This is a genomic window from Mesorhizobium sp. M0761 (assembly GCF_040320205.1).
In the GTDB taxonomy this organism is placed as follows: Bacteria; Pseudomonadota; Alphaproteobacteria; order Rhizobiales; family Rhizobiaceae; genus Mesorhizobium.
In genome coordinates this window covers 23,692-48,657 of sequence record NZ_JAMYPF010000024.1, presented here as the reverse complement: position 1 = coordinate 48,657, position 24,966 = coordinate 23,692, and the positions used below count along the sequence as shown (strand labels likewise).

Below are 24,966 nucleotides of genomic sequence, written 5' to 3'. Positions count from 1 at the left end.
ACGTCGGCTTAACGCTTTGGAATCATTCTGCATCTGCGCCGGGGGGCGCGGAGTGCAAGATGACGAAACTTCCGGCATTGATTGCGGCAGCGGCACTTTTCGCCGGCTTTCAGCTGTTTCACGGCGGCAGCAGTGAAAGTTCGGCCAATGAAGCAAGGCCGGCAACCACCTTCAGGCTGGTCGCCAATGGCGACGAAGGCGACTGCGCGGTTAGCCGCGGCGCCGCGATTGACGATGGCCTGTCGCTGTTGACCGTGGCGCCGAACTGCCGCGGGCTGCTGCCGGGGATCGAGCGGGCAAAATTCTGGCGAGAGGGCGAGGACGGCACGATCGCGTTCAGCGCCGACGGCACCGACCCGATCGTCACCTTCTCGGTTGCGGATGGCGACGGCTACGAATCCTACGCTCCGGCCACGCCGCTGCTTTCGCTGGCGACAACCGGCGAACGGGATCAATCCGCCGGCAATTGATCGTCGGGATTTATTCCGCCGCCGCCCGCGCGCCGGCCTTCGCCGCCGCATGCAGGCGCACCGCATCGCCGAAGGCGCGGAAGATCTTGGCCGAGTTGCCGTCCGACTTGACCCAGTATTCGGGGTGCCATTGCACGCCGACGGCGAAGGCGCGGGCGTCCTTCACCGAAACTGCCTCCACCGTGCCGTCGCCGGCAACCGCCTCGACCTGCAGCTTCGAGCCGAGCCGGTCGATGCCTTGGCGGTGCAGCGAGTTGACCTTGATGTCGCCGGCGCCAAACACGCCGGCCAGGCAGCTGCCCGGCTTGATCGAAATGGTCTGGTGAATGGCGAAGCGTTCGTCCTGGTTGTCGCTCACCGGCGCGCGATGGTCGAGCGAGCCTTCGCGCTCCTGGATCTCGGTGCCAAGCGTGCCGCCCAGCGCAACGTTCAACTCCTGGATGCCGCGGCAGATGGCAAGCAGCGGCACGCCGCGCTCGATCGCCTTGCGGATTAGCGGCAGCGTGGTGGAATCGCGCGCCGGGTCGTAGGGGCCGTTGGCTTCGCTGGCGTCGCCGCCATAGAGCGATGGATGCACGTTGGACTTCGAGCCAGTGACCATGACACCGTCGACCGAAGACAACAGCTCGTCGAAGTCGAGCCGGTCACCGAATGACGGCACCAAAAGCGGGAACACGCCGGCGCCGGAAAGTGCTGCCTCGATATATTGCTGCGGGACGGCATGCCAGGTGTAGTTGTCGAACTGACGGACGTCGGTTGATATGGCGACGAGCGGCTGGTGCATTTTGGGTCCGGATTCCATTTGGCGCGAAGCGAATAGCTATTGTGCCTGCAAAATAGGCGATCCGAAGGCGCTTTTCCATGGCAAGTTTCGCCATCTCGCATGGGCCACGCGGCGAACGTTAGACTATAGTTGCAGGCTGGCCGGCCGGCCCGCGGATTTGTCGCCAGCGCCGCCGTCAAATCCCGCCACCATGCTGGACTCGACCTTTTGCCCGTGTATTGTTTCGGGCAAATCGATACCGGACGTGAGGAGATGTCCCTGATATCGGTTGTTGGTCCAATAGGGAGGAACTGCATGGATCGTCGTTCATTCATCCGCAAGGCCGGGGTCACCGGCGTGGGCGCAGCGGCGGCTGCCGCTACGCTAGCCGCACCGGCAATCGCCCAGTCCAATCCGAAAGTGACGTGGCGGTTGGCGTCATCCTTTCCCAAGTCACTCGATACGATCTATGGCGGCGCCGAAGTCTTCTCCAAGATGCTGTCTGAGGCGACGGACGGCAATTTCCAGGTCCAGGTCTTCGCCTCCGGCGAACTCGTGCCCGGCCTGCAGGCCGCCGACGCCACCACTGCCGGCACCGTCGAGGCCTGCCACACGGTGTCATACTATTATTGGGGCAAGGACCCGACATGGGCGCTCGGTGCGGCGGTGCCGTTCTCGCTCAACGCGCGCGGCATGAACGCCTGGCACTATCATGGCGGCGGCATCGACCTGTTCAACGAGTTTCTTGCCACGCAGGGTCTTTTCGGCCTGCCCGGCGGCAACACCGGCGTGCAGATGGGCGGCTGGTTCCGCAAGGAGATCAACACCGTCGCCGACCTGTCCGGCCTCAAGATGCGCATCGGCGGCTTTGCCGGCAAAGTGGTGCAGAAGCTCGGCGTCGTGCCGCAGCAGATCGCCGGTGGCGACATCTATCCGGCGCTGGAAAAAGGCACGATCGACGCCGCCGAATGGGTCGGCCCCTATGACGACGAGAAGCTCGGCTTCTACAAGGTCGCGCCCTACTACTATTATCCCGGCTGGTGGGAAGGCGGCCCGACCGTCCATCTCTTGTTCAACAAGGCCAAGTACGAGGAGCTGTCGCCCGCCTACAAGTCGCTTGTGCACACCGCCGCGCAGGCGGCGGACGCCAACATGCTGCAGAAATACGATTTTCTCAATCCTGCGGCGGTGAAGCGGCTGGTGGCCGGCGGCGCGAAATTGCGCCCGTTCAGCCAGGACATCATGGCCGCCTGTTTCGAGAAGGCCAATGAGGTCTACACCGAAATGGAAGCCACCAACGCACCGTTCAAGAAGATCTGGGACTCGATCAAGGGCTTCCGCAAGGAGCACTATCTGTGGGCGCAGGTGGCCGAGTACAATTACGACACCTTCATGATGGTCCAGCAGCGCAACGGCAAACTGTAGGCTGGGATCTGTCCCTTCTCCCCGTCACTATACGGGGAGAAGGTCCCGGCAGGTGGATGAGGGGCGGCGCAAACTTCGGCGATCGATCGCCTTGGGCTTGGTAGCCGCCCCGAAATTATAGCTTATTTTTCCGAGCGTTGACGCTACCCCTCACCTGCCTGCCGGCATCCTGTCCCCGTATAGTGACGGGGAGAGGGGCGCGGTCATCGCCGTTTCGCCAATCGCCAACGCCGCAGGATTGAGGCTGCCCTTCATTCCATGCCCGGCACCACCAACACCTTGACCTCGCCGGGCGCTGCCGGATTGGCGATCACCGAGGCGGCTTCCTCCAGGCCGACCTGCCTTGAGATGAGCTTGTCGATCTCGATTGCGCCGGACGCGACAAGGTCCGCCGCCCGCCTGTGGGTGAAGGGGTTGATGAACGAGCCGAGAACCTTCAGTTCGCGAAACAGGATGTCGAACGGTTCGAAGGGCACTTTCACGCCTTGCGGCATCACGCCGACGATCACCACCGAGCCGCCGGACTTCGCCAGCCGCATCGATTGTTCGACGGTATCGGGGACACCGGCGCATTCGAGCACCACGTCGGCCCCGCCGGGCACAAGACCGGCTGGGCCGGCGATCGCCTCGATCGGGTCGACCGCGTTTGGGTCGACCGTCGCCGTTGCACCGAGTTCTTCAGCGAGCGCCCGGCGGGAGGCCTGCCGCGTCGACAGGATGATGGTCGCCGCTCCTGCGAGCCTCGCCAATTGCACGGTAAGCAGGCCGATGACGCCGCCACCAAGCACCACCACGGCAGCGCCGGGTCTGATTCCGGCGAGGTCGACAGCGTGCAGGCAGCAGGCCAGCGGCTCGCAGAAGGCGCCATGCGTTGGCTTGAGGTTCGCAGGCAGAAGAAAGGCCTGGCTCTGCGGCATCACGACGTAGTCGGCGAAGCCGCCGTCGCGATGGATGCCGATGGCCCTGAGATTGCTGCACAAATTGACCCGGCCAGCCCGACAATGACTGCAGCGTCCGCAGAAGATGTTGGGATCGCCGGTAACACGGTCACCGATGGCGATGCCGGAAACCGCATCACCGACAGCCTCCACGATGCCGCAGAATTCGTGACCAAGCGTCACCGGCGGGCTCGAAGGGAATTCGCCGTGGAGGAGGTGACGGTCGGTGCCGCAAACGCCGCAGGCTTCGACGCGCACCAGAACGTCCTGCGGTCCCGCAACAGGCTTGTCGACCTCCCGTAGCGCAATGCTGCCCACGGCTTCCAGGCGCACGGCTCTCATGACATCCTCACTCAGGTTCTCAGTGTTCACACATCAGTTGAAGTTCGGCGGCTGCGACAGGTCGGTCGCCGGCGCCGCCGGCTTGGCGGGCGGCGTCTCGCCGAAATTCGGCGGCTGCGAGAGATCGTTCGACGGTGGCGCCGCGGGTGATGGGCCACCGTTGGCTGGTGGTGGTGTGCCGAGAGGCGCAAGGCCTGGCATATCAGGCAAGTTGATCTCGATCGTTCCCGGATCGACGGCCGCACCCTTGTAGCGCATGACCATTTGCGGGAAGGCGATGGTCAGCCCGATCATGATCACCTGGATGCAGACGAAGGGCACGGCGCCCCAATAGATCTGGCCGGTGGTCACCGGCGCGATCTGCTTGCCGGTGAGGCGATCGAGATAGGGCACGCGCGCGGCGACCGAGCGCAGGTAGAACAGCGCAAAGCCGAAAGGCGGGTGCATGAAGGAGGTCTGCATGTTGACGCCGAGCAGCACGCCGAACCAGATCAGGTCGATGCCGAGCTTATCGGCTGCCGGCGCCAAAAGCGGCACGATGATGAAGGCGAGCTCGAAGAAATCGAGGAAGAAGGCGAGCACGAAGACCAGGATGTTGACGCCGATCAGGAAGCCGACTTCGCCGCCCGGCAGCGACGTCAACAAATGCTCGACCCAGACGTGGCCGTTGACGCCGTAGAAGGTCAGCGAGAACACCCGCGCGCCGATCAGGATGAACAGCACGAAGGAGGAAAGCCTGGTCGTCGAAGCCAGCGCCTGCTTGATGACCTCCAGCGACAACCGCCCCTTCATTGCCGCCATCGCCAGGGCGCCAACCGCGCCCATGGCGCCGCCCTCCGTCGGGGTTGCGATGCCGAGGAAGATGGTGCCCAGCACCAGGAAGATCAGTGCCAGAGGCGGGATCAAAACGATGATCACCTGCTGCGCCAGCCTGGACATCATGTTGATGTTCAGGCCCTTGTCGGCGATCGCCACGATATAGATCAGGATCACGCCGATGCTGGCGCCAAGGATATCGGCATTGTCGCCATGCGCCGGCGCAAGGTAGCGATAGGCCGCATAGGAAGCCGCGACTGCCACCAGCAGTGCCGCGAGCAGCGACAGCACGCCGTGGCCAAGCGTGCGGGCCGCCAGCGGCAACGCCGGCATCGAGTTCGGCCGGACGACCGACATGATCAGGATGTAGAGCGTGTAAAGGCCGGTCAGCACCAGGCCGGGGATCAGCGCGCCGGCATACATGTCGCCGACCGAACGGCCGAGCTGGTCGGCCAGAACGATCAGCACCAGCGACGGCGGGATGATCTGGGCGAGTGTGCCGGATGCCGCGATGACGCCCGACGCCAGTCGTCGGTCATAGCCGTAGCGCAGCATGATCGGCAGCGAGATCAGGCCCATGGCGATGACCGAAGCCGCGACCACGCCCGTGGTCGCGGCAAGCAGCGCGCCGACGAAAATCACCGCATAGGCAAGGCCGCCGCGAACCGGGCCGAACAGCTGGCCGATCGTGTCGAGCAGGTCCTCGGCCATGCCCGATCGTTCCAGCACGATGCCCATGAAGGTGAAGAACGGGATTGCCAAGAGCGTGTCGTTCGACATCACCCGGCTGCCGTAGAAATTGTCGGGCAGCGCATGCAGCAGCGGCCACGCCAGGTTGATCGAGCCGCCCGAATAGGGCGACAGCACGACGCCGATGAAGAAGAACATCAGGCCGTTTGCGGCGAGTGAAAAAGCGACGGGATAGCCGATCAGCAGGAAGATGATCAGCGAAGCGAACATGATCGGCGCCATGTTCTGGGCGATGAACTCGATCATGGGCGCGCCTCCTGGGCGAGCGCCTTGGCCTCTTCAGCAAGGGCTTTAGCCTCGAGCTCGGCCTGTTCGTGCACCGAGATGAACGGATTGGGATCGTCCATGTCGCCGCGCATGATGGCGATCTTCTTGATGATCTCGGAGATGCCTTGCAGCGCCAGCAGGAAGAAGCCGACGAGCAGGATTGCCTTGGCCGGCCAGATGATCAGGCCGCCGGAATTGTTCGACATTTCGCCGCTGCGGAACGACAGCGACACGTAGGGGACAAAATAGATCACCATCAGCGTCACGAACGGCATCAGGAACAAGACATGACCGAGCAGGTCGATCCAGTGCTGCACGCGGCGCGACCACATGCCGTAGACGATGTCGATGCGGATATGGTCGTTCTGTTTCAGCGTGTAGGCGGCGGCCAGCATGAAGGCGGCGCCGAACAGATACCACTGCAGTTCCAGCCAGGCGTTCGACGAGACGTCGAAGACCTTGCGGATGATGGCATTGGCGGCGCTGACCAGGATTGCCAGCAGGATCAGCCACGATATCCACCGGCCGATGAACTCGTTCATACGGTCGATCGTTCTGGATAGAGCGAGCAGCCCTGCCATGCATTTCCTCCCTGAGGTCGAAGGCGCGCCGTCTCCCCTATTTTCCGTCGCGCCGCTGTGGCCCAACGGTATGCCGTGCGTGGTTCGGCGGGTCAACATGGCATGGGCGCGATCAACGCCGTCGTGACGGGAGGCAGGGGATAAGTGCCGACCGGCTGCTGCGTCATGCAACCAAAGTCTGACAGCGGATGCGGCGATCAGGCGATCTTCTGCTGGTCGCGGCCGGGACCGATCAGCACAAGTGCCGCGACCAGGAACAGATACATCCAGCCATCGCGCCATTCGATCGGGAAATAGCCGGCCCATAGCGACTCCGTCATGCCGAAGGCGGCCGCACCGAGCGCGGCCCGAGGCGGAGAGAGATAGCCGCCCACCGCCGTCACGAACAGGATTTTCAGCCCGTAGACGAGGCCGGAGCCGAAGCTGACATTGCCGTAGTAAAGGGCGGCCATGATTCCGGCCAGCGCGGCGCAGAAACCGCCGAACAGCACCGCATGCCGGAACACTGCGCGCACGTCCACGCCGCACATGGCAGCCGCTTTGGGATCGTCGGAGACGGCGCGCCAACGGCGACCGAAGCCCGAGCGGGCAAACGCCCATGCAGCGAGCATGATGGCCGCCAGAACCACCGCGCAATCGATGAGCTGGATCAGCGTCAGCGTCGCCTGGAAGCCGGCATCCTGAGCGAAGACAATGGGTTGCGCCAGCATCGGCGGCAGCCACCAATCATGCGTGTCGGCGGCGATACGGCTTGCTTCCGACAGCACCAGCAGGATGCCGAGCGTCGTCACCACAATGGCATTGGGCGTGCGGTCGGCCAGCGGTTCGAAGACGCTGCGCGACAGCACGTGGCCGATCAGCGCGGCATAAAGGAAAGCCGTGACGACGCCGAGCACCACTGCCGCCAGCAAGGTCAGCCACAATACCTGATAGCCGAAGGCCACGGTCAGGATCATCGTCTGGCCGCAAAAGGCGAACAGCGCGCCATAGGCGAGATTGGTCCGGTGCAGGATGCCGTTGGTCAGCACGTAGCCGAAGGCAAGCAGCGCATAGAGCGCGCCGGAATGCAGCCCGTTCAGCACCTGCTGGAAGAAATAGAGCATAGACAGCTTTCCGGGCGCCGGAGCCCGCGCCAAGGTTTGCATCGTAGAATCTAACTTGTCAAATGCGTTTTATGGGTTAGATTTCTGATATGACAGTATCTTGGACCCCACATCGCTTCACCGGCGGCATTCTTGCGCTCGATACGGCCAACACCGTGGTGTTGCGCAACGATCCGGAAAAGACCTTCGACCGTTTTGACGATCCGGCCGAGATCGCGCGCTTCGCCGATGCCGCAAGCGGCTTTCGCGGTGCCGAGCTTGGCGGCAGACCGCTGGAGGCGACCTCGCCGGACAGGATCGCCCCGGTGGTGCTGGCGATCCGCGAGACGACCGACTGCCTGTTTCGCGGCGCGGTGTCGAAAGGTGCGCTTGCCGCCGGCGACCTCGCCGCTTTTCTCAAGGCCTGCGCCAACGGCTTCGACCGGAGCCTGGCCGAAATCGGCGCACCGGGTAGACCGTTCGGCGACCCATCGACGCCGATCGCGTTCGAGGCGGCGCTGGCGGTTTCGGCCTTGTCGCTGCTGCGCGACGACACGGTCGCCAGGCTCAGGATCTGTCCCAATTGCAGCTGGCTGTTCGTCGACAGGAGCCGCAATTCCAGCCGCCTTTGGTGCGATATGGCTGTGTGCGGCAACCGCCAGAAAGCAAGCCGTCACTATCGCCGCCGCCGCACGGCGCCCCATGAGGTCAACAATGCCTAGGGTTGTTTTTCGTTCGATCCTTGTCGGTGCAGCGCTCATTGCAGCCGTTGCGCTTGGCGCCTGCCGCGACACCGGCGGCGACGGCAAGCTGTTCGAGGTTTCCGGCAAGGTCGTCGTCTTCAACTACCGTCTCGCCCGGGCGACCTATGTCGTGACGCTGCGGCCCCTGCAGCCGATGGGCGAAGGCCAGGTTGCGGTCGCCAGTTTCCAGAATCCGGCCGGCGGCCCTCCCCTGGTAGTCGAGCAGAAGGTCTGGCCGAAGCTCGACAAGGTCAGCCTGGAGAGCCCGGCGCTCACCTGCATCGTCAAGGACAAACCCTATGCGATCTCCATCAGCATCAGGGGTCCTGACGGCACGTTCCTGCAGAAGATCGACACGACGCTGATGTCGAGCGAGGACCAGTCGATCCTTCCCGACCGGCCGCTGGTGGTCGACCAGCTCTATACGGCCAATCCCGATCTTGCCGGCCATCCCGACGGCAAGCTGCCGGGTGAGCCGAAGCCGGATTGCTCGAAAGGCTGACGCGTCTTTGCCGGGCGCGACTGCGTGGAAATTTTCGGTCGCCGGACAACCGCCGCGACCGATTTCGTGCCGGATACGCGACGGCAGCGGATCGTTCGTTGCGCTTTGCCTGGCACTTTCGATTTCGTTTGACCTGCCTTGCAAGCGGAGAAAGACTGCGCCATCTCACTCCTACGTTGGCTGCGCGCCCCCGGTGCTGTCTCCGCAGAGGAAATGCCTGATGACGCTGCACGACGTCGCGCTCGACGACAAGTTCGATCTTGGTAAGGAGCGCATCTTCCTGTCCGGCGCACAGGCGGTCATCCGCATGCTTTTGATGCAACGCGAGCGCGACCGCCGGGCCGGCCTCAACACGGCCGGCTTCGTGTCCGGTTATCGCGGCTCGCCGCTCGGCGGCCTCGATATGCAGCTGTGGCGGGCGAAAAAGCAGCTGGCGCAGGCCGACATCGTCTTCCAGCCCGGCCTCAACGAGGAGCTTGCCGCCACCGCCTGCTGGGGCTCTCAGCAGACGGAATTAATGGGCGAAGGCAAGCATGACGGGGTGTTTTCGGTCTGGTACGGCAAGGGACCGGGCGTCGACCGCTCCGGCGACGTTTTCCGCCACGCCAACCTCGCGGGATCGTCGAAGCATGGCGGCGTGCTTGCGCTGATGGGCGACGACCATATGGCCGAATCCTCGACCAATGCGCACGCCACCGAATTCCTGTTCGTCGACACCATGGTGCCGATCCTCAACCCGGCCGGCGTTCAGGAGATCATCGACTACGGCCTCTACGGCTTTGCCATGTCGCGCTTCGCCGGCACCTGGGCGGCTATCAAATGCGTCAAGGACAACATCGAATCGACGGCCTCGGTCGATGCCGCGCTCGAGCGCCTGAACATCGTCGTGCCGGAGTTCGATATGCCGCCCGGCGGCCTCAACATCCGCGATGAGATCGACATGCTCGGCCAGGAGGAGCGGCTGCATGAATACAAGCGCGCCGCTGCGTCCGCCTTCATCCATGCCAACGGCCTGAACCGTATCGTCTATTCGGGCGGCCGCGCGCCGAAGCTCGGTATCATCACGCTGGGCAAGAGCTATCTCGATGTCCGCCAGGCGCTGGAAGACATCGGCATCGACGAGGCCGCCGCCAATCGCATCGGCATCCGCCTGTTCAAGGTCGGTTGCCCTTGGCCGCTCGACCTGCAGCATATCTCAGAATTCGCCCGCGGCCTCGACACCATCGTCGTCGTCGAGGAGAAGCGCTCGCTGATCGAGGTGCAGCTGCGCGAAAACCTCTACGGCACCGCCACCCAGCCGGCGATCGTCGGCAAGAAGGACGAGCGCGGCGACTGGCTGTTCCCGGCCAAGGGCGCGCTTGACCCCAACGAGATCGCCATTGCGCTGGGCGAGCGCATCCTGCGCACAATCGGCCCTTCGGAAGAGATCACTGCCAAGGTGGCAAAGCTGCGCCAGTTCCAGGCGATGCTTGCCGACACCAGCGACATCGGTTCGCGTACGCCGTTCTTCTGCTCCGGCTGCCCGCACAATTCCTCGACCAAGGTGCCGGACGGCTCGATCGCCGCCGCCGGTATCGGCTGCCATTTCATGGCGCTGTGGATGGACCGCAACACGGTCGGCTTCACCGCCATGGGCGGCGAGGGCGCACAATGGGTCGGCCAGGCGCCATTTTCGAAGCGTGGCCACATTTTCCAGAATCTTGGCGACGGCACCTACAATCACTCCGGCACGCTGGCGATCCGCTTCGCGCTGTCGACCGATGCCAACATCACCTACAAGATCCTCTACAACGACGCCGTCGCCATGACCGGCGGCCAGCCGCATGAAGGCGGCCTGACTGTCGACATGATCGCCAGGCAGGTGCGCGCCGAAGGCGTCGAGCGCATCGCCATCGTCACCGACGAGCCGGACAAATATGCAGGAAAGGCCGAATTCCCCTCTGGCGCCACCATCCACCACCGCGACGACCTCGACCTCGTCCAGCGCGAGCTGCGCGACGTCAAGGGCGTCTCGGTGCTGCTCTACGACCAGACCTGCGCCGCCGAAAAGCGCCGCCGCCGCAAGCGTGGCACCTTCCCGGATCCCGACAAGCGGGTCTTCATCAACGAACTGGTCTGCGAGGGCTGCGGCGATTGCGGCGTGCAATCGAACTGCGTCTCGATCCAGCCGGTCGAAACCGAGTTCGGCCGCAAGCGCAGAATAGACCAGTCGAGCTGCAACAAGGATTTCTCCTGCGTCAACGGCTTCTGCCCGTCCTTCGTCACCGTGCACGGCGCCAAGATCAGGAAGGCCGAAGGCATTGCCGGGCGCTCCGACCCGCTTGACGGCGTGCCGGTGCCGGCCGAATTCCCGCTCGGTAGCGAGGGTTGGGCGGCGATCATCGACGGCGTCGGCGGCACCGGCGTCGTCACCATAGGTGCTGTGCTCGGCATGGCAGCCCATCTGGAGGACAAGGGCTGCGGCATGATCGACATGGCCGGTCTCGCCCAGAAGGGCGGTTCGGTGTTCACCCATGTCCGCATCGCCCGCACCCCGGACGACATCCACGCGATCCGCGTTTCGGCCGGCAAGGCCGACCTGGTACTCGGCTGCGACCTCGTCGTCTCGGGCGCCAAGAAGGTGCTGGCCGCAGTGCGCGAGGGCCATACCATCTTCGTCGCCAACACCGCCGAGATCATGCCCGGCGAATTCGCCCGCTCGGCCGATTTCTCGCTGCCGATCGAGCGCCTGAAGAAGGCGATCCGTGCTGCTGCCGGCGACCACAAGACGCATTTCTTCGACGCCACGCGCACCGCCACCCAATTGTTCGGCAACTCGCTCGGCGCCAACATGTTCATGCTCGGCTTCGCCTTCCAGCATGGCGGCCTGCCGCTGTCGGCGCAAGCTGTTGAAAAGGCGATCGAATTGAACGGCGAGGCGGTGGCGATGAACATCGCGGCGTTCCGCTGGGGCCGGCGCGCCGCGCATCAGCCGGAGTTTGTGCGCGGCCTCGTCGCCCAGCCGGGCAAGGCCACTGAGATCGCCAAGACGCTGGACGATATCATCGCCCGCCGCGTCGCTTTCCTCTCTGCCTATCAGAATGCCGCCTATGGCAGGCGCTATGCCGAGAAGCTGGCGGTTTTGCGTGCTGCCGAGGCCAAGGCCCTGCCTGGCTCGACCGCGGTGACCGAGGCCGCCGCCAGAAACCTGTTCAAGCTGATGGCGATCAAGGACGAATATGAGGTGGCGCGGCTATACACCGACGGCTCCTTCGCTATGGAGCTCTCAAAACAGTTCCAGAGCTACGACAAACTCGAATTTCATCTGGCGCCACCGATCATGGGCAGGCGCGGCAATGACGGCAAGCCGAGGAAATCGAGCTTCGGCCCGTGGATGATGAAGGGATTTCGCCTGCTGGCGGCGCTGAAAGGCCTGCGCGGCACGGCCTTCGACGTGTTCGGCTACAGCACTGAGCGGCGCATCGAGCGGCAGCTTCTGGCCCGCTATGAGGCCGATCTGGAGCTTGTCGCCAAGGCCCTTGCGCCAGGCAGGATCGAGGCCGCCATCGCCCTTGCCTCGGTGCCGGCGCTCATTCGCGGCTACGGCCATGTGAGGCAAGCCAGCGCCGAAAAGGCGGCGGATGAACGAAATCGCCTTCTTGAACGATTCAAGTTGCCGGTGCAGCCAAGCGCATTACAAGCCGCTGAGTAGCCAAAAGGGCCGGAAAAACAGGCCCTTCAGCGCGAGCTAAAGGTTTTTTAATGGGACTATGCCAAGGCTGTGGTTCAGTTGGGCGCCAGTAATGGGCAGAACAAAGACCGATAACATCCCTGTGGATGTTTATATCCAGTTTGTGCGCTCGTTGTTCGACAACGCGCATATGCTGGTCATTGGCGCGCTTTGCCACGCAACCGCCAGCCTTATGGTCTATTGGCGCAACGGCCAGCCTGTCTTCCTGGTTCTTGCCGGAGCACTGCTTGGCATCGGCGTTTGGCGGTATTTCAGCTTGCGGCGGTTCCATCGCCTGGGTGGTTCCATCCACGATGCCTTGGATGCGACACGATGGGAGCGCGAATATATCCTGAACGGCAGCATCCAGGGGCTGATGCTGGGCCTGTTCTGCTTCATTTCGATCTATGTCTACTCGGATGCGTATGCCGAGATCGCAGCGCTCGCCATAACGCTTGGCTCTCTGGTCACGGTCGTAGGCCGAAACTACGGCTCGCCCCGCATGGTCACGATCTTCGCGGTAACCTTCGTCGGGCCGATCGCAGCAGCCCTTATCCTCAGGTTTGACATCCCCAGTGTCGTGCTTGGGCTGCTCATCATCCCGTTCATGTTCATCATCAAGGGCAGTGCCGACCATGTGCGCAACGTGCTGTTCTCGGCCGTGGTCGGGCATAAGCAGGCGAGGCAAATCGCGCAGCGCTTCAACCGCGCACTCAACACCATGTCGCATGGCCTGGTCATGCTCGGACCCGACGGCAAGGTCGTGGTCGGCAATGCCGAAGCCGCGCATCTGATGTCGCTGCGCTCTCCCGACCAGCTGCTCGGGCGGTCGATCCATTCGCTGCTCCTGCGCGGCGTTGCGGGCGGCATGCTGGCGCCGAAAGACTGCCGCTATGTCGAAGCGCAGCTGACGCGCGCGTTGCGCGAAGGCCGTGACCGCAAGGTGCTGGTCTCCTTCTCCAATGGCCAGCACTACGAGTTCTCGGCCCGCGAGGGCAATCAGGACCTCGGCGTCATCACCTTCGAGGACGTCACCGCCCGCGTCGAGTCCGAAGAAAAGATCCGCTTCATGGCGCGCTATGACAGCCTCACCGGCCTGCCGAACCGCGCCTATTTCCATGAGCTCGTCGGCGAGGCCATGGCGTCGGGCAGCCGCGACCGGCTGTGCGCCCTGGCGGTGCTCGATCTCGACGATTTCAAGAGCGTCAACGACACACTTGGCCATCCGGTCGGCGATGGGCTGATCTATGCCGTTGCCGAGCGACTGGCGGCCGTCGCCGGGCAAGGCGTCAATGTCAGCCGCTTCGGCGGCGACGAGTTCATGATCTTCTTCGACCGCGTCGAGGATGAAAGCCATCTGACCGGCCTGCTCGACCAGATCTTTGCCGATCTGCAGGGCGAAGTCGATGTCGCTGGTCACAGCCTGCGCATCCAGGCAAGCGCGGGCGCCGTGCTGTCCAGGGTCGAGGACACCGATGTCGACGCCATGATCGTCAAGGCGGATCTGGCGCTCTACAAGGCCAAGGAACTCGGCAAGAACAACTGGCGACTGTTCGAGGCGGCGATGGATGCGGCGTTCCGCAACCGCCAGATGATGAAGGCCGACCTGCGCACGGCGGTCGAAGGCAAGGCCTTGCGGGTGGTCTATCAGCCCATCGTGGCGATGAACACCATGCGCATCGCCAGCTGCGAGGCGCTGTGCCGCTGGGATCATCCCGACCTTGGGCCGGTTTCGCCCAGCGTCTTCATTCCGCTGGCCGAAGAAATGGGCATCATTTCCGAGATCAGCACCTTCGTGCTCGCGGCGGCCTGCGCCGAATGCGCCAAATGGCCCGCACAGACCAGCGTCTCGGTCAACCTTTCGGCCAAGGATTTCCGCAGCCGCGACGTCGTCCAGAAGGTTCGCGACGCGCTTGCCACTTCGGGGCTCGCCGCCGGCCGCCTCGAGATCGAAGTCACCGAAACCGCGCTGCTCGACGACAAATCGCTGACGCGCCAGTATATCGAGGAACTGAAGCAGCTTGGCGTGCGCATCGCGCTCGACGATTTCGGCACCGGCTATTCAAGCCTGAGCTACCTCCACAAGCTGCCGCTCGACAAGATCAAGATCGACCGTTCGTTCCTGATGGACGTGACCCAGAACAAGCGTTCGCTCGACTTGTTGAAGGGCATCGTCGACCTGACCCGCGTGCTCGGGCTGACCGTCACCATCGAAGGTGTGGAAACGTTCGAACAGCTGAAGATCCTGGTGCATTCGGTGAAACCCGACCTCGTCCAGGGCTTCCTCTTCGGCGCAGCTCTCAGCGCGTCCGGCATCGAAACGATGTCCAATGTGACCTGGCCCTTCGCCGCGGAATTGCGGCCCGTCGCCAAACTCGCGACCACATGAAGCCCAACCTTTAAATCGCGCTTGAAAGCCGTCAAAAAAGCTGTGAATTGCCAAAACGTTAACCTATTGTTAACGTTAATATTCGGTAAACACAGACGATTAGAGTTTCATCTTCTTGTTCATTCGGTCGTCCGGTATGGTTTAGTTGCGACGGCACGAGGGTAACAATGGAAACTCAGCTAGCAGGTATGCCTCTGGTGGCTTCTAGGGCCACCGCTCAGTCTCCTTCGGTGTTTTCTCGTCATATCATGGACGTCCTGGAGCACGTCGAGTATCGCCTTTGCGACGGTGCCGAGGATTTGGAAGCCATCTATCGACTTCGCTACAAATCCTACCTTCATGCTGGCATGGTGAAGCCCGATGCCTCGCGTATGGTAAAGGACGACTTCGACGATCTGCGCAATTCCTACCGATTTGGCGTGTTCTTCGATGGTGTTCTGGTCAGCACCATCAGAATCCACTACGCCTGCGCGAAATACCCTGTTTCCCCCAGCACCGCCGTGTTCGGCGACACGCTGGCGCGGCGGCTGGCAGTTGGCGAGACGTTCGTCGATCCAAGCCGTTTCGCTGCCGATATCGAGTGGTCGACCAGCCTGCGCGTGCTGCCCTACGTGACGCTCAGGCTTGCGGTCGTAGCTTGCAGCCACTTCAAACCGACATATTGCCTGACGGCGGTCAAGGAAGAGCATGCCGGCTTCTATCATCGCATCTTCCGTTCCGAGCAGGCGGTGCCCCCGCGCATCTATCCCGGTCTCACCGTTCCCGTGCATCTGTTCCAGTCGAAGTGCTCCGAAAACATGCAGGCGACGCTGGATCGCTTCCCGTTCTTCAACTCCACGGCGTTCGAGCAGCGCATGCTCTTCCAACGCCCCAAGAGCGGCGAACTCGCACCGCTAACCATCCTGCCCACCGCCAAGTTTTTCCGCGAAGCCGCCTGACACCACTGAAGCCTGCGTAATTCGGCACGCGAACTCTGGAGCTTTCCCGCCGCTTCCGCGTTCTGGATGACGCCGACGCGGCCATAGAAAGGAACCGACATGCATATTCCCGAGCTAGCACTGACCCCGCTGATCTCGCTGATTGCCGGCGTGCTGATCCTGGTGATGCCGCGGCTGCTCAACTACATCGTCGCGCTCTATCTGATCGTCATTGGGCTGCTCGGGCTGTTTCCGCATCTAGCCGGTTGAAACGCAAAACCCTCAACGTTCGACGTTAGGCCGGCGACAAGCCCTACTGCCGGCTTTCAACATTCCTTTGAGGCTGTTGTCACTGGTCGTGCGGCAATAGCGCCATTGCTCTTGGCCCGGCTTTTCGCTATGTGCCTCAAAGATGTCTTCGAAGGGGTATTCCTATGGCTGATCACACGCCGACCGGTCCTGTCGAACTGGGCGCGAAGATGGACTATGCCGAACATGACCGCACCTATCATGGCTTTCTGGCGCTGGCCAAATACGGCTCGCTGTTCTGCGGCGCCCTGCTGCTGGCCATGGCTTTCGGCTTCTTCGCAGGCGGCTTCTTCTCCGCGACCATCCTGTTCGTGCTGATCCTCGCCCTCGGCGCCTTCATTCTCCGATAGTCTCTTCAGACCCTTGCCAGGGGCGTAGCCGGACATCCGGCCGCACTCTTTCGCAAAGCCGCACTCTTGCGCAAACAGGTTCCAGCCGAAAGGATCATGCGGTGGGACAGACGGTTTTCATCCCTCGCGAGCTCGATGCCAGCGAGCCTCGTGTGGCGGCCTCGCCCGATACCGTGAAGCGGCTGGCGGCGCTGGGCTTCGACGTCACCGTCGAGACGGGCGCCGGCACCAGGTCGCGCATTCCAGATGAGGAGTTCGCCAAGGCGGGCGCCGCGATCGGCAAGGCTTCGGATGCGAGCCGGGCGGATGTGGTGCTGAAGGTGCGCCGGCCGACCGACGCCGAGCTGAAGGGCTACAAATCGGGTGCGGCGGTCATCGCCATCATGGATCCCTACGGCAATGACGCCGCGGTCGCGGCGCTTGCCGAGGCTGGGGTCACCGCCTTCTCGATGGAATTCATGCCGCGCATCACCCGCGCCCAGTCGATGGACGTGCTGTCGTCGCAGGCCAATCTCGCCGGCTACCAGGCCGTGATCGACGGCGCATCGGAGTATGACCGCGCGCTGCCGATGATGATGACGGCGGCCGGCACCGTGCCGGCGGCGAAGATCTTCATCATGGGCGTCGGCGTTGCCGGCCTGCAGGCGATCGCCACGGCGCGCCGTCTCGGCGCCGTCGTCACCGCCACCGACGTTCGTCCCGCCGCCAAGGAACAGGTGGCGTCGCTCGGCGCAAAGTTCCTCGCCGTCGAGGACGAGGAGTTCAAGGCGGCCGAGACCGCCGGCGGCTACGCCAAGGAAATGTCGAAGGAGTACCAGGCCAAGCAGGCAGCGCTCACCGCTGAGCACATCGCCAAGCAGGACATCGTCATCACCACGGCGCTGATCCCCGGCCGTCCGGCGCCGAAGCTGGTGTCGGCGGCGATGGTCGCCTCGATGAAGCCGGGCTCGGTGATCGTCGACCTCGCCGTCGAGCGCGGCGGCAATGTCGAAGGCGCAGTTGCAGGCCAGGTGGTGACCACGGCCAATGGCGTGAAAATCGTCGGCCACCTCAACGTGCCCGGCCGCGTCGCCGCATCGGCCTCGCTGCTCTACGCCAAGAACCTGTTCGCCTTCCTCGAGACGCTGGTCGACAAGACCAGCAAGACGCTCGCCATCAACCGCGAAGACGATCTGGTCAAGGCGACGATGCTGACCGACGCTGGCCGCGTGGTGCATCCGGCCTTCGCCAAGGCGGCGGAACAGCCCCATGTCGAACCGGCGGCCATTCCGGCCGAGACCATGGTGGCTGATGCCACGCCGAAGAAGGCTGCACAGAAAAAGGCGTCCGACAAAGCCACTGCCGGCAAGTCCGCCGCCAAGCCGAAGGGGATCGCGTGATGGATCAGACCTTGCAGAAAGCCCTCGATCAGCTCGACCAGGCAAGTGCCGCCGTCCGGCTGGCTGTGCAGAACCTGGCCAACGCGCCCGGTGGCGCCGATGCGGCGGGCGATGCCGCGCACGCACTGTCCGGCGGCGCCATCGATCCCTTCGTCTTCCGCTTCGCCATCTTCGTACTTGCGATATTCGTCGGATACTACGTCGTCTGGTCGGTGACGCCGGCGCTGCACACGCCGCTGATGGCGGTCACCAACGCCATCTCCTCGGTCATCGTCGTCGGCGCGCTGCTGGCCGTCGGCATCTCGGCCTCCGGCATTGCCACCGGCTTCGGCTTCGTCGCGCTGATGCTGGTCTCGGTCAACATCTTTGGCGGCTTCCTGGTCACCCAGCGCATGCTGGCCATGTACAAGAAGAAGGACCGGTAGAGAGCCATGAACGCCAACTTCGCGTCCTTCCTCTACCTCGTCTCCGGCGTCCTGTTCATCATGGCGCTGCGCGGCCTGTCGCATCCGACCACCAGCCGCCAAGGCAATCTCTACGGCATGATCGGCATGGGCATTGCCATTGCCACCACGCTGGCGCTGGCGACTCCGTCCGCCGGGCGCTTCGGCCTGATCGTGCTTGGTCTGGCCATCGGCGGCGGCGTCGGCGCCGTTACAGCGCGCCGCATCGCCATGACTTCGATGCCGCAGCTGGTCGCCGCCTTCCACTCGCTGGTCGGCCTTGCCGCCGTCATGGTGGCGGCAGCCGCCATCTACGCGCCGGAAAGTTTCGGCATCGGCACGAATGGCGACATCCACGCCCAGGCGCTGATCGAGATGAGCCTTGGCGTTGCCATCGGCGCCATCACTTTCACCGGCTCCGTCATCGCCTTCCTCAAGCTCGATGGCCGCATGTCGGGCAAGCCGATCATGATCGGCGGCCGTCACATCATCAACGCGGTCCTCGGCATCGCGCTGATCGTGCTGATCGTGCTTCTGGTCACCACCGAGGCCAAGCTGGTGTTCTGGCTGATCGTCGCGGCGTCGCTGGCGCTCGGCGTCCTCTTGATCATCCCGATCGGCGGCGCCGACATGCCGGTCGTCGTCTCGATGCTGAATTCTTATTCCGGCTGGGCCGCCGCGGCACTCGGCTTCACGCTTGGCAATCTGGCGTTGATCATCACCGGCGCGCTGGTCGGCTCGTCCGGCGCCATCCTGTCCTACATCATGTGCAAGGGCATGAACCGGTCGTTCATCTCGGTCATCCTCGGCGGCTTCGGCGGCGAGACCGCGGCGGTTGCCGATGACGGCATCGAACGCACGGTCAAACAGGGCTCGGCCGACGACGCCGCCTATCTGATGATGAACGCACAGAAGGTCATCATCGTGCCGGGTTACGGCATGGCGGTTGCCCAGGCCCAGCACGCGCTGCGCGAAATGGCCGACAAGCTGAAGGCCAATGGCGTCGACGTCAAATACGCCATCCACCCGGTCGCCGGCCGCATGCCCGGCCACATGAACGTGCTGCTCGCCGAAGCCAATGTTCCCTATGACGAAGTGTTCGAACTGGAAGACATCAACTCCGAGTTCGCGCAGGCCGATGTCGCCTATGTAATCGGCGCCAACGACGTCACCAATCCGTCCGCGCGCGACGACAAGTCGTCGCCGATCTACGGTATGCCGATCCTCGACGTCGACAAGGCCCGCACCTGCCTGTTCGTCAAGCGCTCGCTCGGCTCGGGCTACGCCGGCATCGACAACACGCTGTTCTACAAGGACGGCACCATGATGCTGCTCGGCGACGCCAAGAAGATGACCGAGGAAATCGTCAAGGCGATGGATCACTGATCCCGCCGCAACCTTCCACTGGAAGGTTGTCGGTCCATCATCGGAAACAAAAAAGCCCGGTTCGACCGGGCTTTTCTATGTTGAAGACCGGTTCAGCGGCTGGTCAGGAAAACCGCTTCCTCGTCGTCGCGCTGCCTGCCGCCCAGTGCTGCCGCAGCGCTGGCGATGAAGGCGCCGATAACCAGCGACAGGGCGCCAAGCAGTGCGAAGGTGGCGCTGCCTTTCCGGGCGGCGTCGGCGGCCTGCTTGGCCTTGACCTTGGCGTCCTCGACCCTGGCCACCAGGGCGTCGACACGCGCCTTGGCGTCAGCCTCGGAAAGCCCGGTGCGGGCGGCGACCAGCTGCGACAGATAGGTCTTGTCGTCAGCCGAAATTTCGCCTGCCGCCGCACTGGCGACGAGGATGCGCGAAGCCTGCCCGGCCGCAGCCGCATCGCTGTCCGGATTGGCCGCCGCGAGCCTGGCGGCATCAGCCGGACGGAACAGCGTATCCACAAGATAGGACGTTGCATTGTCGGCCGGTGCGCTGCCGGCATTGGCGGACGCGCCGGCCGAAGCACCCATGGCGGCGCCTGAGGCAACGGTAGAAGCCGCCTGCACGCCTGAACCAAGCACTGCCGACAGCGCCGACCCGAGAATGCCGACGACCAGCAATGTCGCCAGCGCCCAGGCGAGGAGGCCGTGCGCGGTGTCACGGAAATAGACCTCGTCGGTGTGGATGCCGACCCATTTGGTGCGCAGGCGTCCGGCAAGATAGCCACCGACCCCGGAGGACAGCCATTGCACGATGATGAGCCAGATCGCGCCGGACACCGCGAAGGTGGTCAGCGAGGCACTGGCGCCGGACCATGGCGAGACCATGGTCAGCCCCAGTCCTGAGCCGAGCAGCATGAGGATGAAGGTCAGCGTCGAGGCCGCGAAGGCGCCGGCGATGATCGGCCCCCAGCTGACGGCCGTGGCGGAGGATTCTGTTGAAGCAGATACGTCGACAGCCGATACGGTGGACTGCATCGACGCCTCCTACCGTACGAACAGCATGATGAGAATGATGATCGGGATCGGAATACCGAGCAACCAGAGCAAAATACCGCGTCCCATAAAGAGCCTCCCTGCGAGAAATTGATCGATGTCGTCACAATGTTCCTGAGCGATTTCCGTTCCGAGGAGCAATGAAATGATTTGCTTAGCGGGAACGGAACTATTTTCCGCGCGGCCCGAGGCACGACTGCGAAACTGTGGATTGGTTCACGGAGGTCCACATGGGCTGCCGTGTATTGTTGGCTCGGTGAGCCGGGGGTAGCATGAGCGATCCCGCCGTCGGATGTCGTCAACGGAGACGCTGATGCCCAAGACTGTCGCATCGCTGGCTTACAAAAAGGCGCAGCCCAGCCAGGCGGTGGTGATCGTGCATGGCATGGGCGAGCAGCGGCCGATGGGTACGCTGAGGGGATTCGTCCAGGCGGTCTGGAGCAGCGATCCCACCCGTGCTCCACCCTACGCCCAGATTCCCGATCCGGCCGTTTCCGGCGCCACGATCAACCAGAGCTGGATCACGCCCGACAGCCGGACCAAGTCACACGAGCTGCGCCGCATCACCACGCCCTACGACGTCGATGGCCGCCGTACCGATTTCTACGAGCTTTATTGGGCCGACATCACGCAAGGCACGACGCGCGGCCGGCTGGCCGCCTGGGTGACGAACCTGTTGTGGCGCAAGCCCGCCGACATTCCGCTCGACGCCCGCAAGCTTTACGTCGCCACACTTCTGATCGTTATCGTCATTCTGGGCGCAGCACTCGTGCTGGCAACATCGGTCTGGCAACAGGCCGTTACCTTGACGACCGGCCTGATGATCACCACCCTCGCTTCTTTTGTCATCTGGGCGGTGGATCAGTTCGCCCTGCCCTATTTCGGTGACGTCGCCGCTTATGTGCGCGCCGAGGCGGCGACGATCGAGAAGCGTGCGCTGATCCGCGACAGAGGCCTGACGTTGCTCAAGACGCTGATGAAGGACGATGCTTACGACCGCATCGTGCTGGTCTCGCACAGCCTTGGGTCGATCATCGCCTATGATTTGCTGCAGATCCTGTGGGCCGAGTTCCGGCCGCGAAGGCTGGAAGCGGTCCGCGACAAGGCCAAACTGGCGGCGGTCGAGGCCGTCGACAAGGCAACGCTCGGCTCTGATGGGTCAGCGTGGCCAAAGAACCTTGAAGACCTCGCCGGATTCCGGCGCGGTCAATGGGCGCTCTACCAGCAGCTTCGGACCAAGGACGCCGACCACCCGCTGCCCTGGAAGATCAGCGATTTCGTCACGCTTGGCAGTCCGCTCTCCCACAGCGAATTCCTGGTGACCTACAATCTCGCGGAATTCAGGCGTGGCCTTGCCGAGCGCCTGTTCTCGGCTTGCCCGCCGATTGCCGATGACGGGCGCCCCGGCGGCACCGTGCTTTACCGGGAAGGACACAGCCAAGGCAAGGCGCAGCGCGCGGTGCATCATGGCGCGGTGTTTGCGGCAACGCGCTGGACGAACGTCTACGACCGCGGCAATGGCTGGGCGACAGGCGATCCGATTTCCGGTCCGATGACGGAAAACTTCGGCCCCGGTGTGGAGAACATCCAGATCGAGCTTCGCAGCTCACTTGGCCGTATCTTCACCCACACGCTTTATTGGTCATCGACGGCAAACGGCGTCGAAATCGCCCTGCCGGCGGGCACCGCGCCGCGCTCGCATCTGCAAGTGCTGCGCGACGCGGTGGACCTTGGTCGGAAGCTGGAGCCAAAGGCCTGACCCGGAGTGGAGCTCCGGCGGCAAGGCCCCCAGCCCTCAAATGTCCAGATTGGCAACTGACAGCGCGTTGTCCTGGATGAATTCGCGCCGCGGTTCGACCTCGTCGCCCATCAGCCGCGAAAACAGCGAATCCGCATCGGTGGCGTCATTGACCTTGACCTGCAGCAGCGAACGCACATTCGGGTCGAGCGTGGTTTCCCAGAGCTGCTCGGCATTCATCTCGCCGAGGCCCTTGTAGCGCTGCATGGTCAGGCCCTTGCGGCCGGTCGCAAACACCGCGTTGAGCAGCGCCAGCGGCCCCGAAATGGTTTCGGAGACATCCTTGCGGCGCAGCACCGGCGGCTCGCCATAGACTTCCATGAGGCGCGGGGCATAGCGGTCGAGCTGGCGTGCGTCGGCCGAATTTATCAGCCCGGCATCGAGCTGCGCGAATTCCTTGACGCTGCGCACCGTGCGTTCGAACACATAGCCGCCGACGCCTTCATTGGAGGTCGACAGCCGGCCGGTCCAGCCGCGCTCGGTGTCCTCGGCAATGATGTCAAGGCGCTGGGCGACGCGTTCGGCCATGGCATTGGCGCGGCCGAGGTCGTTTAGCACATCGGCGTTGAGCGCGCCGGCGATCGCCGCCTGTTCGACCACGCCCCTGTTGTAGCGCGTGTGCAGCCCGTTGATGAGCTGGCGCACGGCCAGTGCATCATCGATCGAGCCGCGCAGATCCTGTCCGGCCCGCGCCTCGCCGGAGGCAAGCGTCAGCGACGCCTCCTCCAGCCCGGAGCCGATCAGGAACTCCTCGAAGGCGCTCTCGTCCTTGATGTATTGCGAGCTTTTTCCGCGCGTCACTTTGTAGAGCGGCGGCTGGGCGATGTAGAGATGGCCGCGCTCGATCAGCTCCGGCATCTGGCGGAAGAAGAAGGTGAGCAGCAAGGTCCTGATATGGGCGCCGTCGACGTCGGCGTCGGTCATCAGGATGATCTTGTGGTAGCGCAATTTGTCGGCGTTGAACTCGTCCTTGCCGATCGAGGTGCCGAGCGCGGTGATCAGCGTGCCGATCATCTCGGAGCCGAGCATGCGGTCGAAGCGCGCCCGCTCGACATTGAGTATCTTGCCGCGCAACGGCAGGATTGCCTGGTTCTGGCGCGAACGGCCGCCCTTGGCAGAGCCGCCGGCCGAGTCACCCTCGACGATGAAGATTTCGGATTTCGCCGGGTCGCGTTCCTGGCAGTCGGCAAGCTTGCCAGGCAGAGAGGTGACGCCGAGCGAGCTTTTGCGGGTGATGTCTCGGGCCTTGCGCGCGGCTTCGCGCGCCGCGGCCGCCTGGATCACCTTGTCGATGACCACCTTGCCCTCGGTCGGGTGTTCTTCCAGCCAGGTGCCAAGCGCCTCGTTGACCAGGCCTTCGACCACCGGGCGGACTTCCGACGAGACCAGCTTGTCCTTGGTCTGGGAGGAGAATTTCGGGTCGGGAACCTTGACCGACAGCACCGCCGTCAGGCCTTCGCGGCAGTCGTCGCCGATCAGCGCCACCTTTTCCTTCTTGGTCAGGCCCGACGATTCGCCATAGCCGGTGATCTGGCGCGTCAGCGCGCCACGGAAGCCGGCCAGATGGGTGCCGCCATCGCGCTGCGGGATGTTGTTGGTGAAGGCCAGCACGTTCTCGTGGTAGCTGTCGTTCCACCACATCGCCACTTCGACGGTGATGCCGTCGCGCTCGGCCTTGATGGCGATCGGCTTGTCGATCAGCGGTTTCTTGACCCGGTCGAGATATTTGACGAACTCTTCCAGGCCGCCATCATAGTGCAACTCGTGGCGCACGAGATCGGCATGGCGGGCATCGGTCAAAATGATGCGCACGCCGGAATTCAGGAAGGCGAGCTCGCGCAGCCGGTGCTCCAGCGTGCCGAAGTCGAACTCGACCATGGTGAAGGTTTCGGACGACGGAAAGAAGGTGATCTCGGAACCGCTGCGGCCCTCATAGGTGCCGGGCTGCTTGTTCTGCTCATAGCTGCCGGTCGCCTTGAGCGGCGCATCGGCATTGCCATGCGTGAAGCTCATCTCGAAAATCTGGCCGTTGCGGCGGATTTTCAGCTTCAGCCAGGCCGACAACGCGTTGACCACCGAGACGCCGACGCCGTGCAGGCCGCCAGACACCTTGTAGGAATTCTGGTCGAATTTGCCGCCGGCATGCAGCTGCGTCATGATCACTTCGGCCGCCGAAATGCCTTCGCCAGTGTGAATATCGGTCGGAATCCCGCGGCCATTGTCGATAACGGTGACCGAACCGTCGGGATTGAGCGTCACCGTGACCAGATCGGCATGGCCGGCCAGCGCCTCGTCGATGGCGTTGTCGACCACCTCATAGACCATGTGATGCAGGCCCGAGCCGTCGTCGGTGTCGCCGATATACATGCCCGGCCGCTTGCGGACAGCGTCCAACCCCTTCAAAACCTTGATGGAATCGGCGCCGTATTCGGCCTCAGCGCCGTTGGCGTTGTCGCTTTGATCGCTCATGAAAACCTGTCTGATTGATGCCGCATGCTCAGCGCGAAAAAATGGCTTCGAATCACGCCGCTTTGATGTCCTAGATATAGGCGCAAAAGGCGGTTTTTCCAAGGTTTGCG

At 63.5% G+C, this 24,966-nt stretch carries 20 protein-coding genes; 13 read left to right on the top strand and 7 right to left on the bottom strand.

The annotated features are described in order from the left end of the window. Window positions 1-59 precede the first annotated feature (59 nt). Window positions 60-470, top strand: coding sequence for a hypothetical protein (locus NKI32_RS27990; protein WP_023683514.1), 411 nt, complete (start codon window positions 60-62; stop codon window positions 468-470). Between the two features lie 10 nt (window positions 471-480). Here the strand turns inward: NKI32_RS27990 and NKI32_RS27985 are convergent, their stop codons facing one another. Further along, on the bottom strand, window positions 481-1,254 hold the full coding sequence (locus tag NKI32_RS27985) for a gamma-glutamyl-gamma-aminobutyrate hydrolase family protein (protein ID WP_023703661.1): 774 nt from the start codon (window positions 1,252-1,254) through the stop codon (window positions 481-483). A gap of 294 nt (window positions 1,255-1,548) precedes the next feature. Between NKI32_RS27985 and NKI32_RS27980 the strand changes: the two genes are divergently transcribed. Beyond that, window positions 1,549-2,658, top strand: coding sequence for a TRAP transporter substrate-binding protein (locus NKI32_RS27980; protein ID WP_023671351.1), 1,110 nt, complete (start codon window positions 1,549-1,551; stop codon window positions 2,656-2,658). A 251-nt stretch (window positions 2,659-2,909) separates the two neighbouring features. Here NKI32_RS27980 and NKI32_RS27975 read toward each other — a convergent pair whose 3' ends face one another. The 4 genes from NKI32_RS27975 to NKI32_RS27960 all read right to left on the bottom strand — a co-directional run bounded on the left by NKI32_RS27975 (window position 2,910) and on the right by NKI32_RS27960 (window position 7,455). Continuing rightward, a complete protein-coding gene (locus NKI32_RS27975; RefSeq protein ID WP_023694709.1) occupies window positions 2,910-3,938 on the bottom strand; it encodes a zinc-dependent alcohol dehydrogenase family protein in 1,029 nt (342 codons plus the stop codon). Window positions 3,939-3,971: 33 nt separating this feature from the next. Continuing rightward, complete coding sequence (locus NKI32_RS27970; RefSeq protein ID WP_023815966.1) at window positions 3,972-5,750, bottom strand: TRAP transporter large permease; 1,779 nt, start codon at window positions 5,748-5,750, stop codon at window positions 3,972-3,974. Next, window positions 5,747-6,352, bottom strand: coding sequence for a TRAP transporter small permease subunit (locus NKI32_RS27965; RefSeq protein ID WP_352510591.1), 606 nt, complete (start codon window positions 6,350-6,352; stop codon window positions 5,747-5,749). Before NKI32_RS27965 ends, NKI32_RS27970 begins: the two co-directional genes overlap by 4 nt. Before the next feature lie 197 nt (window positions 6,353-6,549). Next, entirely contained in the window at window positions 6,550-7,455 is a 906-nt protein-coding gene (locus NKI32_RS27960; RefSeq protein ID WP_023683518.1) for a branched-chain amino acid ABC transporter permease, read from the bottom strand. Window positions 7,456-7,544: 89 nt separating this feature from the next. Between NKI32_RS27960 and NKI32_RS27955 the strand changes: the two genes are divergently transcribed. From NKI32_RS27955 to NKI32_RS27910, 10 genes are all read left to right on the top strand, one after another. Further along, complete coding sequence (locus NKI32_RS27955; RefSeq protein WP_353004593.1) at window positions 7,545-8,156, top strand: CGNR zinc finger domain-containing protein; 612 nt, start codon at window positions 7,545-7,547, stop codon at window positions 8,154-8,156. Further along, the gene (locus NKI32_RS27950) at window positions 8,149-8,679 is read left to right on the top strand and encodes a hypothetical protein (RefSeq protein WP_023729725.1); all 531 of its coding nucleotides are present in this window, start codon (window positions 8,149-8,151) and stop codon (window positions 8,677-8,679) included. The genes NKI32_RS27955 and NKI32_RS27950 overlap by 8 nt, the downstream gene beginning before the upstream one ends. A gap of 220 nt (window positions 8,680-8,899) precedes the next feature. Further along, the gene (locus NKI32_RS27945; RefSeq protein ID WP_353004591.1) at window positions 8,900-12,370 is read left to right on the top strand and encodes an indolepyruvate ferredoxin oxidoreductase family protein; all 3,471 of its coding nucleotides are present in this window, start codon (window positions 8,900-8,902) and stop codon (window positions 12,368-12,370) included. Between the two features lie 91 nt (window positions 12,371-12,461). Then, a complete protein-coding gene (locus tag NKI32_RS27940; protein WP_023714564.1) occupies window positions 12,462-14,777 on the top strand; it encodes a putative bifunctional diguanylate cyclase/phosphodiesterase in 2,316 nt (771 codons plus the stop codon). Between the two features lie 167 nt (window positions 14,778-14,944). After that, window positions 14,945-15,715, top strand: coding sequence for an N-acyl amino acid synthase FeeM domain-containing protein (locus NKI32_RS27935; RefSeq protein WP_023683521.1), 771 nt, complete (start codon window positions 14,945-14,947; stop codon window positions 15,713-15,715). A 99-nt stretch (window positions 15,716-15,814) separates the two neighbouring features. Continuing rightward, entirely contained in the window at window positions 15,815-15,964 is a 150-nt protein-coding gene (locus tag NKI32_RS27930) for a DUF3096 domain-containing protein (protein ID WP_023671341.1), read from the top strand. A gap of 164 nt (window positions 15,965-16,128) precedes the next feature. Next, a complete protein-coding gene (locus NKI32_RS27925) occupies window positions 16,129-16,353 on the top strand; it encodes an aa3-type cytochrome c oxidase subunit IV (protein WP_023671340.1) in 225 nt (74 codons plus the stop codon). A 101-nt stretch (window positions 16,354-16,454) separates the two neighbouring features. Beyond that, window positions 16,455-17,732, top strand: a complete 1,278-nt coding sequence (locus NKI32_RS27920; protein WP_023689229.1) for a Re/Si-specific NAD(P)(+) transhydrogenase subunit alpha — start codon at window positions 16,455-16,457, stop codon at window positions 17,730-17,732. Next, complete coding sequence (locus NKI32_RS27915; protein WP_032885960.1) at window positions 17,732-18,157, top strand: proton-translocating transhydrogenase family protein; 426 nt, start codon at window positions 17,732-17,734, stop codon at window positions 18,155-18,157. The genes NKI32_RS27920 and NKI32_RS27915 overlap by 1 nt, the downstream gene beginning before the upstream one ends. 6 nt (window positions 18,158-18,163) lie before the next feature. After that, window positions 18,164-19,561, top strand: coding sequence for an NAD(P)(+) transhydrogenase (Re/Si-specific) subunit beta (locus NKI32_RS27910; RefSeq protein WP_023671337.1), 1,398 nt, complete (start codon window positions 18,164-18,166; stop codon window positions 19,559-19,561). Window positions 19,562-19,653: 92 nt separating this feature from the next. Here the strand turns inward: NKI32_RS27910 and NKI32_RS27905 are convergent, their stop codons facing one another. Next, entirely contained in the window at window positions 19,654-20,571 is a 918-nt protein-coding gene (locus NKI32_RS27905; RefSeq protein WP_023729730.1) for a membrane protein, read from the bottom strand. A 331-nt stretch (window positions 20,572-20,902) separates the two neighbouring features. Here NKI32_RS27905 and NKI32_RS27900 point away from each other — a divergent pair, with 331 nt between their 5' ends. Beyond that, window positions 20,903-22,348 (top strand): hypothetical protein, encoded by a 1,446-nt coding sequence (locus NKI32_RS27900; RefSeq protein ID WP_031215118.1) that lies wholly within the window; start codon window positions 20,903-20,905, stop codon window positions 22,346-22,348. 36 nt (window positions 22,349-22,384) lie between these two features. On the opposite strand, the gene gyrB is transcribed toward NKI32_RS27900, so the two are convergent. Continuing rightward, window positions 22,385-24,856 carry a DNA topoisomerase (ATP-hydrolyzing) subunit B gene (gyrB, locus tag NKI32_RS27895; RefSeq protein WP_023671333.1) on the bottom strand — a complete coding sequence of 824 codons (2,472 nt, stop codon included), beginning with the start codon at window positions 24,854-24,856 and terminating at the stop codon, window positions 22,385-22,387. Between the last annotated feature and the right edge of the window lie 110 nt (window positions 24,857-24,966).

What these genes read in the sequence shown, in the direction of transcription:
- NKI32_RS27990 (WP_023683514.1), top strand. Translation starts at nt 60, where the DNA reads ATGACGAAACTTCCGGCATTGATTGCGGCAGCGGCACTTTTCGCCGGC.
- NKI32_RS27985 (WP_023703661.1), bottom strand. Translation starts at nt 1,254, where the DNA reads ATGCACCAGCCGCTCGTCGCCATATCAACCGACGTCCGTCAGTTCGAC.
- NKI32_RS27980 (WP_023671351.1), top strand. Translation starts at nt 1,549, where the DNA reads ATGGATCGTCGTTCATTCATCCGCAAGGCCGGGGTCACCGGCGTGGGC.
- NKI32_RS27975 (WP_023694709.1), bottom strand. Translation starts at nt 3,938, where the DNA reads ATGAGAGCCGTGCGCCTGGAAGCCGTGGGCAGCATTGCGCTACGGGAG.
- NKI32_RS27970 (WP_023815966.1), bottom strand. Translation starts at nt 5,750, where the DNA reads ATGATCGAGTTCATCGCCCAGAACATGGCGCCGATCATGTTCGCTTCG.
- NKI32_RS27965 (WP_352510591.1), bottom strand. Translation starts at nt 6,352, where the DNA reads ATGGCAGGGCTGCTCGCTCTATCCAGAACGATCGACCGTATGAACGAG.
- NKI32_RS27960 (WP_023683518.1), bottom strand. Translation starts at nt 7,455, where the DNA reads ATGCTCTATTTCTTCCAGCAGGTGCTGAACGGGCTGCATTCCGGCGCG.
- NKI32_RS27955 (WP_353004593.1), top strand. Translation starts at nt 7,545, where the DNA reads ATGACAGTATCTTGGACCCCACATCGCTTCACCGGCGGCATTCTTGCG.
- NKI32_RS27950 (WP_023729725.1), top strand. Translation starts at nt 8,149, where the DNA reads ATGCCTAGGGTTGTTTTTCGTTCGATCCTTGTCGGTGCAGCGCTCATT.
- NKI32_RS27945 (WP_353004591.1), top strand. Translation starts at nt 8,900, where the DNA reads ATGACGCTGCACGACGTCGCGCTCGACGACAAGTTCGATCTTGGTAAG.
- NKI32_RS27940 (WP_023714564.1), top strand. Translation starts at nt 12,462, where the DNA reads ATGGGCAGAACAAAGACCGATAACATCCCTGTGGATGTTTATATCCAG.
- NKI32_RS27935 (WP_023683521.1), top strand. Translation starts at nt 14,945, where the DNA reads ATGGAAACTCAGCTAGCAGGTATGCCTCTGGTGGCTTCTAGGGCCACC.
- NKI32_RS27930 (WP_023671341.1), top strand. Translation starts at nt 15,815, where the DNA reads ATGCATATTCCCGAGCTAGCACTGACCCCGCTGATCTCGCTGATTGCC.
- NKI32_RS27925 (WP_023671340.1), top strand. Translation starts at nt 16,129, where the DNA reads ATGGCTGATCACACGCCGACCGGTCCTGTCGAACTGGGCGCGAAGATG.
- NKI32_RS27915 (WP_032885960.1), top strand. Translation starts at nt 17,732, where the DNA reads ATGGATCAGACCTTGCAGAAAGCCCTCGATCAGCTCGACCAGGCAAGT.
- NKI32_RS27910 (WP_023671337.1), top strand. Translation starts at nt 18,164, where the DNA reads ATGAACGCCAACTTCGCGTCCTTCCTCTACCTCGTCTCCGGCGTCCTG.
- NKI32_RS27905 (WP_023729730.1), bottom strand. Translation starts at nt 20,571, where the DNA reads ATGCAGTCCACCGTATCGGCTGTCGACGTATCTGCTTCAACAGAATCC.
- NKI32_RS27900 (WP_031215118.1), top strand. Translation starts at nt 20,903, where the DNA reads ATGCCCAAGACTGTCGCATCGCTGGCTTACAAAAAGGCGCAGCCCAGC.
- gyrB (WP_023671333.1), bottom strand. Translation starts at nt 24,856, where the DNA reads ATGAGCGATCAAAGCGACAACGCCAACGGCGCTGAGGCCGAATACGGC.